Genomic DNA, 15,230 nt, shown 5'->3' with positions numbered 1-15,230 from the left:
CCGTTTTATCTTCCAACGCCATCACTCGGAATGGCTGATTCCAACTGTTTGGATCGGACCCACTCCACATGCTGAAATTCGACGGACTTCTGAGTAGTACGGCTCCGAACGAAGCACGGCACAGCACAGGTGCCGACGCCGAGAGGTTGTTGGTCGAGTGAGGCGAAGCATGACGGGCTCCGCGGAGCAGCAGACGCGGGGCAATTTCACCCCGCCGTCGCGCACGGCGGCGGTACCCGTGGCGGAGCCGGGGCCACCGCCCCCGCCCCCCTCGGGTGGCGACGGCACCAGCCGGTTCTCACCGCGCAACTGGCGGGTGCCGACCAAGCTGAACGCGATCCTGCTGATACCCGTGCTCGTGGGCCTCGTCATGGGCGGCTTCCAGGTCAGAAGCTCCATCGAGACCTGGAGCGAGGCGCAGGACGCCGAGCAGACGGCGCTGATCGTGCGCGCCGCCGCGGAGTACGGCGAGGCCCTCCTCAACGAGCGCGACCTCACCGCGGCCCCGCTACTCACCGCCACCACCCGGGAAGCCCGTCGGACCCGGGCCGTCACCACGGCCCACCGCGCCACGGACACCGCGAAGAAGGCGTTCGACCAGGTGGTCAAGGAGCTGCCGGCCGGGCAGGGCCTGGAGCGCAGGCTGCGGCTGTTCCGCGAGGAGGAGCCGACCCTCAAGGAGCTGCGCGAGACCGCGTACACCACGAGCAAGGACCCGGTGGCCACCGAGGAGGGCTACGTCAAGGTCCAGCACTCGCTCATGGAGTTCGCCAATGAGCTGGGTCTCGGTACCGGCAATGTGACCTCCTACGGCCGTATGGTTTACGCCATTCAGCTCGCGAAGGCCGCCGAATCCCTTCAGCGTTCCATTGGTACGCACCTACTGGTCCGGCCGAGCCAGAAGGACGATGTCCTCGCCAAGCAGACCATCGCCTTCAACTCGTACAACTATCTTGAGCAGATCGCCATCGCGGAGTTCGAGTCCGGCGGCACCGAAGCCGATATGGACAATCTGCTGGCGGTCATGGCCTCGAAGGCGTCCGCGGGCGACAAGAAGCTCCAGGAGTCCGGTCTCACGCCGCCGAAGGGTGCCGACGGCTCCGTCTTCACCGGGATGGCGCTGCGGATCGGCAGCGGGCTCAAGCCCCCGGTGCTGGCCAAGGACGACATCACCCCCGACACCTGGATGGCCGTCGCCACCGCGAAGTTCGAGGGCTACTCCCAGGTCGAGAACGATCTGGTCGACCGGGCCGTGAACGAGGCATCCTCGATCGCCGACGGCGCCCGGCGCGACGCGATCGTCAACGGTCTGATCACCGTGATCTCCCTGCTCGCCGCGTTCATCCTGGCCGGTGCCGTGGCCCGCCAGATGAGCCGCTCGATGCAGCGGCTGCGCACCGCCGCCTTCGGCATCGCCGAGCAGCGCCTCCCGATGCTGGTCGACCAGCTCTCCCGGACCGAGCCCGGCCGGGTCGACACCCGGATGGAGCCGATCCCCATCGACACCCGGGACGAGATCGGCGAGGTCGCCCGCGCCTTCGACCAGGTCCACCGCGAGGCGGTACGGCTCGCCGCCGAGCAGGCCATGCTCCGCGGCAACGTCAACGCGATCTTCACCAATCTGTCGCGGCGCAACCAGTCGCTGATCGAGGGCCAGCTCACCCTGATCACCGATCTGGAGAACCGCGAGGCGGACCCGGACCAGCTCGCCACCCTCTTCAAGCTGGACCACCTCGCGACCCGGATGCGCCGCAACGGCGAGAACCTCCTCGTCCTCGCCGGCGAGGAGCCGGGGCGCCGCTGGGACCAGCCGGTGCCGCTGGTGGACGTCCTGCGCGCCGCGTCATCCGAGGTGGAGTCGTACGAGCGCGTCGAGCTGACCGGTGTCCCCGAGACGGACATCCACGGCCAGGCCGTGACCGACCTGGTGCACCTGCTGGCGGAGCTGCTGGAGAACGCCACCTCGTTCTCCTCGCCGCAGACCAAGGTCCGGGTGACCGCGACCCGGCTGCCCGACGGCCGGATCATGATCGAGATCCACGACAAGGGCATCGGCCTGACCGCCGAGGACTTCGCGGACATCAACCACAAGCTGGCCAACCCGCCGACGGTGGACGCCGCCGTCTCGCAGCGGATGGGCCTCTTCGTGGTCGGCCGGCTCGCCGACCGGCACGGCATCCGGGTCCAGCTCCGCCCCTCGGGCGAGCAGGCGGGCACCACATCGCTGGTGATGCTGCCGGACGCGATCACCCACGGCGGTGGCGGCACCCCGGCGCCCCAGGGTGACTTCACGGTCTCCCAGATCATCCCGGAGCAGCAGACCCAGCAGGGTCCTCCGGTGCTCACCGCGGCCGAGCTGGGCTTCGACGACTCCCGCTACGACCAGCCGGGCACGGCGCCGAAGCCGAGCCCGACGGGCCGTTCGCTGCGGCGCGGGGAGCGCCGGGCCGCGCTGGAGTCGCAGACCCGGGGCACCGGGCCCGCATCACCTCACCAGACCCACCAGACGCACCCGACCCAGGGCCAGGCCCAGCAGCAGCAGCAGCAGCCGTACGGTCAGGAGTTCCCCGGCTACCCCGAACAGGGACGCTCCGACCAGGGCCGCACCGGGCAGGGGTACCCGGAGCAGGGGTACGCCCCGGACGGGTCCCCGCTGTCGTACGAGGGCTTCGCCCCTGCCGGCGGCTACGACGGGACCCAGCCGCCCCAGAGCCACGACGGGCAGTCGCCTGTACCCCCCGGCAACGGCTATCCGGAAGCGGGTCACCCGAACCGGGAGACCGCCGAACCTTCCTACGATGGGCAGTTCGCCCCCCAGCCCCACCAGGGCGACTGGACGGACCAGACCTCCTACCCGAATACCTTCGAGCCGGCGTACAGCCCTGAACCGGAATCCGGTTCCGGTCTCCCGGGCGGCCCCCTGGGCGGCCCGGGGCGGGTGGGCTCCGACCGTCCGGGTCCGTCTCCGTCGCCGTCTCCGAGCAGCGGTCATTCACTGACCGAGGCCGGTCTGCCCCGGCGCGGCAGCCCGCCGCCGCAGCCACCGCAGCAGCAGCCCCAGCAGCACTGGCAGCAGCCCGGTGAGCAGACCCCTCAGGCGCCGGAGAGCGCTCGGCCCGAGGAGACCGGCGCCGGTGAGCACTCCGGCGTCGAGCCCAAGGACTGGCGTTCGACCAACGACGAGCGCTGGCAGCGGGCGGAGCAGCTCCGCGAGCCGAAGGCGGGCGGGGTCACCTCCTCCGGTCTGCCGCGCCGGGTGCCCAAGGCCAACCTCATCGAGGGCACCGCCGAGCAGACCTCGCAGCGGGGTCCCCAGGTCTCCCGCGCCCCCGAGGACGTACGCGGCAGGCTGAGCAACCTCCGCCGCGGGGTCCAGCAGGGACGCAGCGCGGGTACGGACCCGAACGGACCGGGCTTCGGCCCGGGCAGCACCTACAACCAGGAGCGTTAGTGTGAGCCCGATGAGCCAGGCGGCGCAGAATCTGAACTGGTTGATCACCAACTTCGTGGACAACACCCCCGGGGTGTCCCACACCGTGGTGGTCTCCGCCGACGGACTCCTGCTGGCGATGTCCGAAGGTTTCCCGCGCGACCGCGCCGATCAACTGGCGGCCGTCGCCTCCGGTCTGACGTCGCTGACCGCGGGAGCCTCAAGGATCTTCGAAGGCGGCGCCGTCAACCAGACGGTCGTGGAGATGGAGCACGGCTTCCTCTTCATCATGTCGATCTCCGACGGTTCGTCGCTGGCCGTGCTCGCCCACCCGGAAGCCGATATCGGCCTGGTGGGATACGAGATGGCACTCCTGGTGGACCGGGCCGGAAATGTCCTGACTCCGGACCTTCGAGCGGAACTTCAGGGCAGCCTTCTGAACTAACTGGCAGACAGTGCGTTTCGCGCCACCGCACCATAGGGTGCGGTGGCGCGGCTCCACAGGGACAGGGACCGGCGACTCGCAGTCGGAGGAGGAAACGTGGCAACACCCCCAGGCGGACGCCCTTATGACGGCGGTGCCCAGCAGATGCCCGACGAGCACTCTCCGAACCGCTACAACTTCCCTTCGACGCCCGGAGGGTACGGCGCCCAACACCCCCAGCAGCCCCAACAGCCTTACCAGCCCCACCAGCCTTACCCGCCTTACCAGCAACAGCCGCACTACCCATCGCAGCCGTACGCGTCCTCGTACCACTACCAGGACGACCAGAACCATCAGAACCAGCAGCACAACCAGCAGCACAACCAGCACGACCCACCCAACCAGCACGACCAGCAGCACCGGGGCTACGAGGCACCGGCGCACCAGAACGCGCACAACCCGCTGGTCCGCCCCTACGCCATGACCGGCGGCCGGACCCGGCCGCGCTACCAGCTCGCGATCGAGGCGCTGGTCAGTACCACGGCCGATCCGATGAGGCTCCAGGGGCAACTGCCCGAGCACCAGCGGATCTGCCGGCTGTGTTTCGAGATCAAGTCGGTGGCGGAGATCTCGGCCCTACTCTCCATCCCCCTCGGCGTCGCCCGGATCCTCGTCGCCGATCTGGCAGAGGCCGGCCTCGTCGCCATCCACCAGCCGGGCGGCGACGAGGCCGCCGGCGGACAGCCAGATGTGACACTGCTCGAAAGGGTGCTCAGTGGACTTCGCAAGCTCTAGCGGCGGTGCAGCCCGCTCAACCACCAGCGCGAAGATCGTGGTGGCGGGTGGATTCGGCGTGGGCAAGACCACCTTCGTCGGCGCCGTCTCGGAGATCAACCCGCTGCGTACCGAAGCCGTCATGACCTCCGCCTCCGCGGGCATCGACGACCTCACACACACCGGGGACAAGACCACCACCACGGTGGCCATGGACTTCGGCCGCATCACACTCGACCAAGACCTCATCCTCTACCTGTTCGGCACCCCCGGACAGGACCGCTTCTGGTTCATGTGGGACGACCTCGTACGCGGCGCCATCGGCGCCGTCGTCCTCGTCGACACCCGCCGCCTCGCCGACTGCTTCCCCGCCGTCGACTACTTCGAAAACAGCGGCCTCCCCTTCGTCATCGCCCTCAACGGCTTCGACGGACACCAGCCCTACAACCCCGAAGAAGTACGCGAAGCACTCCAGATCGGCCCCGACACCCCCATCATCACCACCGACGCCCGCCACCGCGCCGACGCCAAAAGCGCCCTCATCACCCTCGTCGAACACGCCCTCATGGCCCGACTGAGGTAATGAACTCCCGCCCGCGCCGGCGACCGTGAGAAGCCCCGTACTCCCTGGGAGTGCGGGGCTTCTCACGATTGACTACGGTGGGGTCATGTCCGGCACCTGAGCAGAGACACGGATCCCTCGCACCCCCGACCGACACCGGTCGCCGGGTTCCTTCCGGCTGTCCCACTCACTCAGGAGATCCTCCGCCGTGTTCCCCGCACCCTCCAGCCCCTCCCCCGCCCCGTCTTTTCCGTACCACTCCCCCGCCGCCGACGCCCTGGACCGCCGGGTCCGGCGGCTGCGCGAGATCGCCGAGGCCGAGCCCCGGCTGGACGGCGTCCTGCTGTACGGCTCCTGGACCCTCGGCGAGGCCGACGCGCACTCCGACATCGAGGCGTACCTGTTCGTGCGGGAGGGCCACGCCGAGACGTTCGACGGCCGCGAGTTCATCGAGCGGCTGGCCCCGCTGGAGCTGGCGTACACGAACATGTACGGCATCCTCGCGGTCGTCTTCGACGATCTGATGCGCGGCGAGTTCCACTTCGAACCCGCCGACCCGGGCATCGAATCCGTCGCCGACTGGCGGGGTTCGGTCCATCTGCCGGATCCGGAGGCGGCGGTCCTGCTGGACCGGAGCGGGCGGCTGACCCAGGTCGTCCGGACCCTCGCGGAGTTCCGCCCGCCGGAAGCTCCCGCGACGGCGCTCCAGTTGACCTCCGAGCTCGCCAACTGGACGCTCATGCTGTCCCATGTGCTGGCCCGCGGCGAGACCGCCCGCGCCCACGCCCTGCTGCACACCGTGGTGGCGCCCCTCCAGCTCCAGCTCTGCCGGCTGCTGCGGGGCAGCACCGCGCACTGGCTCACCCCCAGCCGGGCGCTGGAGGCCGATCTACCGGCGCCGGACCGGGAGCGGTACGCGGCCACCACGGCGCGCTGCCACCCGGACGACGTCCCGGCGGCGGCGCGGAAGAGCTGGGAGTGGAGTCGGGAGCTGGCCCGGGAGGCGGCGGACCGCTGGGAGTTCGACGTCCCGTCGGCCCTCCACGGGCGGATCGCGGCGCACCTGGCCGGCTGACGGCTCCGGGTCCGGGTCCGGTCCGGGCGATCTTGCTCAGACAGGACCCACGGGACGCGTGAGGGCCCCGTACACCGGTCGTGGTGTACGGGGCCCTCACGGGGTCCTGCGTGGCGCTCGACGGCCCCGTCGTGCGACGGGAGCGGGTCAGCCCTGCCAGCTGTGCGAGGGCTGGAAGCCGCGCTGGCGCTCCAGCCGGCGCCAGCCGGCCGTCGTGCGCCCGCGCACGGGTGCCTCCGCGGGCCGGGCCGCGGCCCGCGCCATCAGTACCGCTGTTATCGCGGCCAGCTCCTCGGGCTCGCAGTGCCCCTTCTCGACACGGAGCAGGGACGACGGAGAGGATTCAGCGGGAGTGTTCATCAGTGATCAGGCTCCGAATTCTCCGCAGGACTACTGCGGCGGGTTCCCGTGCTTGCGGGACGGCAGGTCGGCGTGTTTCGTCCGCAGCATCGCGAGGGAGGCCACCAGCACCTCACGGGTCTCGGCCGGGTCGATGACATCGTCCACCAGGCCGCGCTCCGCCGCGTAGTACGGATGCATCAGCTCGGACTTGTACTCCTTGACCATGCGGGTCCGCATGGCCTCCGGGTCCTCGGCGTCGGCGATCTGCCTGCGGAAGATGACATTGGCGGCACCCTCGGCGCCCATCACCGCGATCTCGTTGGTCGGCCAGGCGTAGGTGAGGTCGGCGCCGATGGACTGGGAGTCCATGACGATGTAGGCGCCGCCGTACGCCTTGCGCAGGATCAGCGAGATCCTCGGCACCGTCGCGTTGCAGTACGCGTAGAGCAGCTTCGCGCCGTGCCGGATGATTCCACCGTGCTCCTGGTCGACCCCGGGGAGAAAGCCGGGTACGTCCAGAAGAGTGATGATCGGGATATTGAAAGCGTCGCACATCTGGACGAAGCGCGCAGCTTTTTCCGAAGCCTCGATGTCCAACACGCCTGCCAGGGACTGCGGCTGGTTCGCCACGATCCCGACCACCTGGCCGTCCAGCCGGGCGAGCGCGCAGATGATGTTGCGGGCCCAGCGCTCGTGGATTTCGAGGTAGTCGCCCTCGTCCACCAGCTCCTCGATGACCTTGTGCATGTCGTACGGGCGGTTGCCGTCGGCGGGCACCAGATCCAGCAGCACGTCCGAGCGGCGGTCCGCCGGGTCCTCCGACGCGACCGTCGGCGGGTTCTCGCGGTTGTTCTGCGGGAGCATCGAGAGGAGGTAGCGGACCTCGGCGATGCAGGTCTCCTCGTCGTCGTACGCGAAGTGCGCGACGCCCGAGGTCTCGGCGTGCACGTCCGCGCCGCCGAGTCCGTTCTGGGTGATCTCCTCGCCGGTCACGGCCTTGACCACGTCGGGTCCCGTGATGAACATCTGCGAGGTCTCGCGGACCATGAAGACGAAGTCGGTCAGGGCGGGGCTGTAGGCCGCGCCACCGGCGCACGGGCCGAGCATCACCGAGATCTGCGGGATGACGCCGGAGGCCCGGGTGTTGCGCTGGAAGATGCCGCCGTACCCGGCGAGGGCGCTGACGCCCTCCTGGATGCGGGCGCCCGCGCCGTCGTTCAGGGAGACCAGCGGGGCACCGGCCGAGATGGCCATGTCCATGATCTTGTGGATCTTGGTGGCGTGGGCCTCGCCCAGCGCGCCACCGAAGATCCGGAAGTCGTGTGCGTAGACGAAGACCGTACGGCCCTCGACCGTGCCCCAGCCGGTGATCACACCGTCGGTGTAGGGCCGCTTCGCCTCCAGGCCGAACCCGACCGCCCGGTGCCTGCGGAGCTGCTCGACCTCGTGGAAGGAACCCTCGTCGAGCAGCAGCGCGATCCGCTCGCGCGCGGTCAGCTTGCCCTTGGCGTGCTGCGCCTCGGTCGCGCGGTCACTGGGCCCGCGCCGGGCCCGCTCGCGCAGATCGTGCAGCTCGGCCACGCGCCCACGGGCGTCGCTCGGCTCGCTGGAGGTGTCGTCGACAACGGTCATGTCACGACCCTACGGATCGGACCCCGAAATTCGTCCCGTTGACTCTGTACAGTCTCCGGAGCGTTCTGCTGTTGGCCTTCGACAGAACCGCTGGGCACCGGGGCCCAACCACCAGCTCACGACCACTGTTGTTTGTGGACGTTCCACAAGCCGTTCAGCCGAGTATCACCTCGCACCGATGGCTCGCCCCGGCATTGCCCCCGTTCAGCCGCAGCCGGATGGCCCTGCCCGTACCGAGCACCTCGATCGCGGGATCACTCGCGATGACCGCGCGGACCGGCCGCCGCCAGGTGATCTCCAGGGGGGTCCCGGTGCGCCGGGGGTCGCTGAGCCACAGGGTGGCGGTGCGGCGCCGGCGCCGTACGAGCACGCTCACGGGCGCGGTGGCGCCGAGGGGGCCCACCGTACCCGCCCGCCAGAAGTTCGCCGCCAGGAGTCCCAGCGAGCGCACCGAGACGACCTGCCGGCCGGCGCTGTTGGCGTGGACGGTCAGCCAGCGCCGGTCGTGCGCGCGGGCGGCGACGGCGCGGCGGCTCGCGCCGGGCATCAGGAGGTAGGCGTACGAGGCGTCCACGGGGTCGGTGCCGTGGTCGAGCCAGAGGGTCTGGTAGCGGCGGGTGACGCGCCGGGGGGAGCTGGTGGTGTTGATATCGCTCCAGGCGCCCGCGCGGTCCTCGCGGAGGGTGCGCAGCGCCTCCGTGCCGTACGGCAGGACCCAGCCGCCGTGGCCGTCGAGATGCGCCCAGCCGCGGCCGACGGTGAGGGGCTCCCGGCCGTCCGCTCCGAGGTTGCGGTTGTCGACGATCGTCTCGACGGGGACGCCGTCGGCGCAGCTGATGCCCGCGCCGAGGCAGATGATCGCGTCGGCGGCGCAGAACCAGGACTTATGGGCGCGGAGCGTGGAGCCCAGGCCGTGCAGCTCCTGCCCGATCGCCGCGTACTCGCCGTCGGTCGCGCCGCCGACCCATCGCGCGGCGGGCTTGGGCAGGCCCCACTCACCGCCCGCGCGGTCGGGGAGCCGCCGGGTGGAGACGGTGGTGCCGGGGAGCCGGTACCAGTCGACGGTCGGCCAGAACCAGTCGGTGTACTGGCCGCCGTGGGCGTCGTCGGGCCACCAGGAGAGCATTCCGGCGCCGGTGTGGAAGCCGCGCGGGTTCTCGCCGTTGCCGCACTCGTAGTGGGCGATCCGGTCCGAGGCCATCGCGATGTTGGCGGCCCAGCCGGGGCGGCGGTGCACGGCGCGGTCCATGGCGGCGAAGAGCTTGTGTCCGACGGGCTCGGGGGCGGCCGGTCCGGGGGCGGCGGCGATGGCGTGCAGCCGGGCGAGGTCCGCGACGCCGTACTGGGCGCCGGTGAGGATCGGCTCCGTGGTGTCCCGTTCGATCCACCCCTTGATCCGCGCGTGCCAGCGCGCCCGCTCGGCTGGGCTCGCCCCGGCCGCGAGCAGGGCGATGGCGGCGATCATGGCCTGCCCGTGGAAGTGGTCGCCGCGCAGCACGGCGCGATCGTCGTCCTTGAGCAGACCCCGGCTGATCGCGCGGCCGTTGACGCTGTCCATCATCAGGCCGTTGTGGATCAGGGGCGCGTAGGCGTTCTCGACGCTGTCGAGGATGATCTGCCGGTTCGGGTCGGTGACCTCCCACGCCGACCCCGCGAGCAGGGCGAGGAGTCGGCCGAGGCCGTCGAGCATCACCTGGCCGTACGTACCGGAGTAGGCGACCCAGGTGTGCTGGACGAACGAACCGTCCGCATAGAGGCCGTCGCCCCGGGTGACGTACGGGAAGACCGGCGAGAGCGCGTCCCGGGCCAGCGCGATCTTGGCGGGTGCCCGGCCGATGACACCGCGCAGGGCGACGGAACGGCAGAGGTCGACCCGGTTGGCGCCGGTGGAGGTGCCGGTGTACGAGCCGAGCAGGGCGTCCGGGACGAAGTGGTCGACGGCGGCGCAGGCGGCCTCACGGCGGGCCGGGGTGAGGTGGTCGTGGAGGGCGGCGACGATGTCCATGAGGAGGCGGGGGCTGCCGATCTGCCACTCCCACCAGTTGCCGTACCGGGTGGTGCCGGGGTGGTAGACGGTGGCGGCGAGATGGTCGAGCCCCCGGACGATGTCGGCGAGCAGCCCGGGGTCGGCGGCGTGGGCGTACGCCTGGGTCATGGTCCACAGCCGGGTGTAGCTCAGGGTGATACCGGCCGGGGGGGCCGGATAGCCATAGGGATGGCCGGGCCAGAGCGAGGTGGCGGCGGGGGCCATCGTGGCGCGGAAGGCCGCGGCGAGCCGGGCGGTCTCGGCGATCCGGGAGGCGTAGGGCTCGGCTCCGGGGTCGTAGCCGGTGCCGAGGCTGATGCCGAGCCAGCGGAGCCGGAGGGCGTCGTACGGGTCGGCCGGGGCGGCCGGGGCGGATGGGCCGGGCGGGACGGCCGGGGTGGCGGGCCGTGTCGCCGCACCCGCCACCCCCGCCGCCCCCGTCACGGTGCTGGCGGTGGCGCCCGCCGCGGCGAGGAAGGTGCGGCGGGACCAGGCGGGCGGCGGTGACACGGGAGCCTCCGTGGGGGCGGGGGGGATCCGATCGTCCTTGGTCTAGCACGGGCCGGGAGTGGGCTCAATGGTCGCGGCGGACCGGTGCCGGAGGCGCTTGCCGCACCGCTTCGGGTGACCCCCGAAGCAAGAGGTTGAATATTGAACGGAATACCCCTACAGTGAATCTCGTTGAAGCTTCAACAACACCGCTCCGGTACTCCACCCCCCGGAAGCCCGTCCCCCCGAGGAGCACGTCATGGGTCTGTTCAACCGCAAGTCCGACACCGCCACCACCACCCTGGCCCCGGCCCCCGTCGATCCCGCGCTCGCCGCCCTGACCGGCGACTACACGATCGACCCGGCCCACAGCAGCATCGGCTTCACGGTGCGCCACGCCATGGTCACCAACGTCCGCGGCACCTTCGGCGAGCACGAGGGCACCCTGACCCTCAACGGCTCCGACCCGGCCGCCTCCCGCGCCGCGATCGACGTCAAGATCGAGTCCATCGACACGGGCATCGCGGACCGCGACGGCCACCTGCGCAGCGGTGACTTCTTCGACACCGAGCAGTTCCCGCTGATGTCCTTCCGCTCCACCCACGCGGAGCAGCTCGGTGGCGACACCTACCGGGTGACCGGCGACCTCACCATCAAGGACGTGACCCGCCCGCTCGCGATCGACCTGGAGTTCAACGGCTCCGCCACGGACGTCTACGGCAACGAGCGCGTCGGCTTCGAGGGCAATGCCGAGATCCTGCGCTCCCAGTGGGGCCTGACCTGGAACGCAGCGCTGGAGACCGGCGGCGTGATGGTCAGCGACAAGGTCAAGCTGAACTTCGACATCTCGGCGATCAAGGCCGCCTGACGCTCCCCCGCGTCACGCCCCCCGGCGGAGAGCCCTTGCGGCCCGCCGCCCCCAGAGCGCGCCCGCCCTGCCGCAATCCCCCAGCGGCCGGGGCGGGCGCTCTGCCGTGTGGTGCCCGGGACGGGTGGGTCGGCGCGGTCTCAGAAGCCGCCGCCGCCCCCGTCGAATCCGCCACCGCCGCCGATGTCTCCCCCGCCGCCGCCCCAGTCGCTGCCGCCGAAGTCGGACGAGTCGAAGTCCGCGCCCGAGTAGTCGCCGCCGCCGAACTCTCCGCCGCCGTACTCCGCCGCGTAGGCCGGGGAGGACAACATGCTGCCGAGCACCGTGCCCACCAACAGGGCGGGCAGGATGCCGCCGCCGAAGTAGCCACCGGCCCAGGGGCCGTACGCCGGGCCGGCCTCCCAGTACGGGCGGCGGCCGGTCGCCGTCTCGACCGTACGGGAGAGGGGGGCCAGGCCCTCCGCCAGCCGGGTGGCGTCCGCCGCGCAGACCGGGACCTCGCGCGGGGCGCCGTCCGGCGGGGTCCACATCGCGTCGGCCACCGACGGGCCGTGGCGCGGGTCGAAGAAACAGGGCGGCCGGCGGTCCGGGAGCGGAGCCTTCAGCCGGCGGGCCTCCAGGGTGGCCAGACCGAAGCGGCCGTCCTCGATCGCCCGGGTGACCTCCCGTACGTCCGAGGGGTGGCCGGCCGACGCCATCAGCGATTTCGCCCGGTCGTACGCGTCGAGCGCACGCTCGTAGTCCGCGCGCATGGCGTCGTCGGCGCCCCGCTCCGACGGGTGGAAGTCCAACCGGTCGAGCTCCTCACCGAAGGCGGTGATGTCCTCGTCGACGACCACCCGGAGCTTGTCCAGCGCGGCGTGTTCCTCCTCGGCCTTCCTGCGCCGGTTGCGGCGCACCACCGCGTACGCGCCCGTACCGGCCGCCACCAGCACCGCGCCGAAGACGACGAGGGCGCCGGTGTTCGAGCCGTCGTCACCGCCCGTCGCGCCCCAGGACGCGGGCGCGCTGCCGCGTAGCTGCGGCAGCGCCTGGTCGGCGAAGGCGTTCAGTTGGGTGGCCGCGTCCTGGCCGGGGGGCGTCCCAGCCGCCGCCACCAGGTTCCGTACCGCCTGCCGGGAGAGCACGGCGCCGTCCGCGCCCGCGTCGAAGCCGTCGCCCAGCCGGATCGCGTACAGGCCGGTGACGCCCGTACCGGTGCGGACGGCGGAGAGCAGACCGGTCGGGGGGTAGGCGGGGCTCGTCGGCAGGACCGCGATGAAGAGCGGTTTGTCCGCGTCCTTGATCTTCTTCGCCAGGGCGTCCGCGTCCGCCCGGGAGAGCTGCGCCGATGCGGCCGGGTCGACATAGACCGGCCCGTCCTTCAGCGCTTCGGCCACGGTCGCGGGGCCGGTGGCCGCCAGCGCTCCCGGGGCCGTCCCGAAGACGGTCGCCGAGAGCGCCAGCAGCAGACCGGCCAGGAGGAAGAGCAGCCTGGTCTTCATGGTTCGACGCTACCCGAAGGGGTAGTTCTCGGGGCAAATGTCGCGCGTCACGCCATGTATCGCCCGAATGACTACGGACCAGTGGCCACCGACCGGATGAAGGGTGGGCGGAGTGACGCGCGGGGGGCGAGCGCCGGAGGCGGGGCCGCCCCGCGCGGCTCACTCGGCCGGTTCGACCCCCGCCCGCAGCAGACCGTAGGTGTACGCGTCCTCCAGCGCCTGCCAGGAGGCGGCGATGACGTTGTCCGCCACCCCGACCGTGGACCACTCGCCGGCTCCGTCACCCGTGGTGATCAGCACCCGGGTGGTGGACTCCGTGCCGTGGCGGCCTTCGAGGATGCGCACCTTGTAGTCGACCAGCTCCAACTTGGCGAGCTGCGGATAGAAGCGCTCAAGACCGACCCGCATCGCCCGGTCCAGCGCGTTGACCGGGCCGTTGCCCTCGGCGGTGGCGACGATCCGCTCACCCTTCGCCCACAGCTTCACCGTGGCCTCGTTGGCGTGGGTGCCGTCGGGACGGTTCTCGACGATCGCCCGCCACGACTCCGTACGGTAGTAACGGCGCGCCCTGCCCTCCGCCTCCTCGCGCAGCAGCAGCTCGAAGGACGCGTCGGCCGCTTCGTACGTATAGCCCTGGAGCTCCCGCTCCTTGACCCGGGCGACCACCCGGCCCACCAGCTCGCGGTCACCGCCCAGCTCGATGCCCAGCTCCCGGCCCTTCAGCTCGATGGAGGCGCGGCCCGCCATGTCGGAGACGAGCATCCGCATGGTGTTGCCGACCAGCTCCGGGTCGATGTGCTGGTAGAGGTCCGGGTCCACCTTGATCGCGGAGGCGTGCAGACCCGCCTTGTGCGCGAAGGCCGAGACACCCACATAGGGCTGGTGGGTGGAGGGCGTCAGATTGACGACCTCGGCGATGGCGTGCGAGATCCGGGTCATATCGGCGAGCGCGCCCTCGGGCAGCACCTTCTTGCCGTACTTCAGCTCCAGCGCCCCGACGACCGGGAAGAGGTTGGCGTTGCCGACGCGTTCGCCGTAGCCGTTGGCCGTGCACTGGACATGGGTCGCACCCGCGTCCACGGCGGCGAGGGTGTTCGCCACCGCGCAGCCGGTGTCGTCCTGTGCGTGGATCCCGAGCCGGGCGCCCGTGTCGGCGATGACGGTGGCGACGACGGCCTGGACCTGGGCGGGGAGCATCCCGCCGTTGGTGTCACAGAGGATGACGACGTCCGCGCCGGCGTCCGACGCGGTACGGACGACGGCCTTGGCGTACTCGGGGTTGGCGCGGTAGCCGTCGAAGAAGTGCTCACAGTCCACGAACACCCTGCGGCCCTGGTCCCGCAGGTGGGAGACGGTGTCGCGGACCATCTCCAGGTTCTCTTCGAGGGTGGTGCGCAGCGCGAGTTCCACATGGCGGTCGTGCGATTTGGCGACCAGCGTGATCACCGGGGCACCCGACGCAAGCAGCGCCCTGACCTGGGGGTCATCCGCGGCCTTCGCACCCGGGCGGCGGGTGGCGCCGAAGGCCACGAGCTGGGCGTTCTTGAAGGTGATCTCCCGCTGCGCGCGGGAGAAGAACTCGGTGTCGCGGGGGTTGGCACCGGGCCAGCCGCCCTCGATGAACGCCACGCCGAAGTCGTCCAGGTGTCGGGCGATGGTCAGCTTGTCGGCGACGGTGAGGTTGATGCCCTCACGCTGGGCGCCGTCGCGGAGCGTGGTGTCGAAGACGTGGAAACTGTCGTCGACACCGGGGGCGGTGTCCGTGGCCCGGCCCGTCTCCGTGGGCTGTGTGGTCATGGCTGCGTTGACTCCTGTCGGGTGAGTGGCTCCCGGTATTTCTGGCTCCACTTGCCCCCATCTTCGCGTGCGGGTCGCCTTCGGCCGAGGTGGGGCCGGAAAACGAAAAAACCTCTCGCGGGTGCGAGAGGTTTGCGCGCGGGTCTGGGGGGCGGTGATCGCGTCGTACGGGGTGGTACGGGGCGTTCACTGCGGACCGGCGCGCCTGCTGTCCATAATCATGGCGAACGAAAGCACGGTCGCAGTCTGCCATACGCCTGCGGCGGGCGGACACGGGTCTCACGATGCGGTCGGCCCCCCGGGCGGGGGGCCGGTCCCCGTGACCCT

Annotated in this window: 11 protein-coding genes; 6 read left to right on the top strand and 5 right to left on the bottom strand. The window is 71.0% G+C overall.

The features are described 5' to 3' along the window. The first annotated feature begins 157 nt into the window (after nt 1–157). The 5 genes from ACH4S7_RS18330 (at nt 158) to ACH4S7_RS18310 (ending at nt 6,265) form a co-directional block, all read left to right on the top strand. Complete coding sequence (locus ACH4S7_RS18330) at nt 158–3,451, top strand: nitrate- and nitrite sensing domain-containing protein (RefSeq protein WP_398522230.1); 3,294 nt, start codon at nt 158–160, stop codon at nt 3,449–3,451. A gap of 10 nt (nt 3,452–3,461) precedes the next feature. After that, nucleotides 3,462–3,875 carry a roadblock/LC7 domain-containing protein gene (locus tag ACH4S7_RS18325; protein ID WP_398522369.1) on the top strand — a complete coding sequence of 138 codons (414 nt, stop codon included), beginning with the start codon at nt 3,462–3,464 and terminating at the stop codon, nt 3,873–3,875. A 96-nt stretch (nt 3,876–3,971) separates the two neighbouring features. Further along, nucleotides 3,972–4,649: a DUF742 domain-containing protein gene (locus tag ACH4S7_RS18320; protein ID WP_398522229.1), complete on the top strand. Its 678-nt coding sequence runs from the start codon at nt 3,972–3,974 to the stop codon at nt 4,647–4,649. Then, nucleotides 4,630–5,211, top strand: coding sequence for an ATP/GTP-binding protein (locus tag ACH4S7_RS18315; protein WP_050791473.1), 582 nt, complete (start codon nt 4,630–4,632; stop codon nt 5,209–5,211). Before ACH4S7_RS18320 ends, ACH4S7_RS18315 begins: the two co-directional genes overlap by 20 nt. Nucleotides 5,212–5,398: 187 nt before the next feature. Next, a complete protein-coding gene (locus ACH4S7_RS18310; RefSeq protein ID WP_398522228.1) occupies nt 5,399–6,265 on the top strand; it encodes a nucleotidyltransferase domain-containing protein in 867 nt (288 codons plus the stop codon). Between the two features lie 147 nt (nt 6,266–6,412). On the opposite strand, the gene ACH4S7_RS18305 is transcribed toward ACH4S7_RS18310, so the two are convergent. The 3 genes from ACH4S7_RS18305 to ACH4S7_RS18295 form a co-directional block, all read right to left on the bottom strand. Continuing rightward, nucleotides 6,413–6,625 carry an acyl-CoA carboxylase subunit epsilon gene (locus ACH4S7_RS18305; RefSeq protein WP_398522227.1) on the bottom strand — a complete coding sequence of 71 codons (213 nt, stop codon included), beginning with the start codon at nt 6,623–6,625 and terminating at the stop codon, nt 6,413–6,415. 30 nt (nt 6,626–6,655) lie between these two features. Next, the gene (locus tag ACH4S7_RS18300; protein WP_398522226.1) at nt 6,656–8,239 is read right to left on the bottom strand and encodes an acyl-CoA carboxylase subunit beta; all 1,584 of its coding nucleotides are present in this window, start codon (nt 8,237–8,239) and stop codon (nt 6,656–6,658) included. A gap of 154 nt (nt 8,240–8,393) precedes the next feature. Beyond that, nucleotides 8,394–10,775, bottom strand: a complete 2,382-nt coding sequence (locus ACH4S7_RS18295; RefSeq protein ID WP_398522225.1) for a polysaccharide lyase 8 family protein — start codon at nt 10,773–10,775, stop codon at nt 8,394–8,396. A 238-nt stretch (nt 10,776–11,013) separates the two neighbouring features. Here ACH4S7_RS18295 and ACH4S7_RS18290 point away from each other — a divergent pair, with 238 nt between their 5' ends. Beyond that, complete coding sequence (locus ACH4S7_RS18290) at nt 11,014–11,622, top strand: YceI family protein (RefSeq protein ID WP_398522224.1); 609 nt, start codon at nt 11,014–11,016, stop codon at nt 11,620–11,622. Nucleotides 11,623–11,762: 140 nt separating this feature from the next. On the opposite strand, the gene ACH4S7_RS18285 is transcribed toward ACH4S7_RS18290, so the two are convergent. Both ACH4S7_RS18285 and cimA read right to left on the bottom strand, forming a co-directional pair. Next, complete coding sequence (locus ACH4S7_RS18285) at nt 11,763–13,106, bottom strand: hypothetical protein (protein ID WP_398522223.1); 1,344 nt, start codon at nt 13,104–13,106, stop codon at nt 11,763–11,765. A gap of 159 nt (nt 13,107–13,265) precedes the next feature. Continuing rightward, nucleotides 13,266–14,903, bottom strand: a complete 1,638-nt coding sequence (cimA, locus tag ACH4S7_RS18280) for a citramalate synthase (protein WP_398522222.1) — start codon at nt 14,901–14,903, stop codon at nt 13,266–13,268. Nucleotides 14,904–15,230 lie beyond the last annotated feature (327 nt).

The organism is Streptomyces sp. NPDC020965 (genome assembly GCF_044333555.1).
Lineage (GTDB): Bacteria > Actinomycetota > Actinomycetes > Streptomycetales > Streptomycetaceae > Streptomyces.
This window is presented reverse-complemented; position numbering and strand designations above follow the sequence as displayed.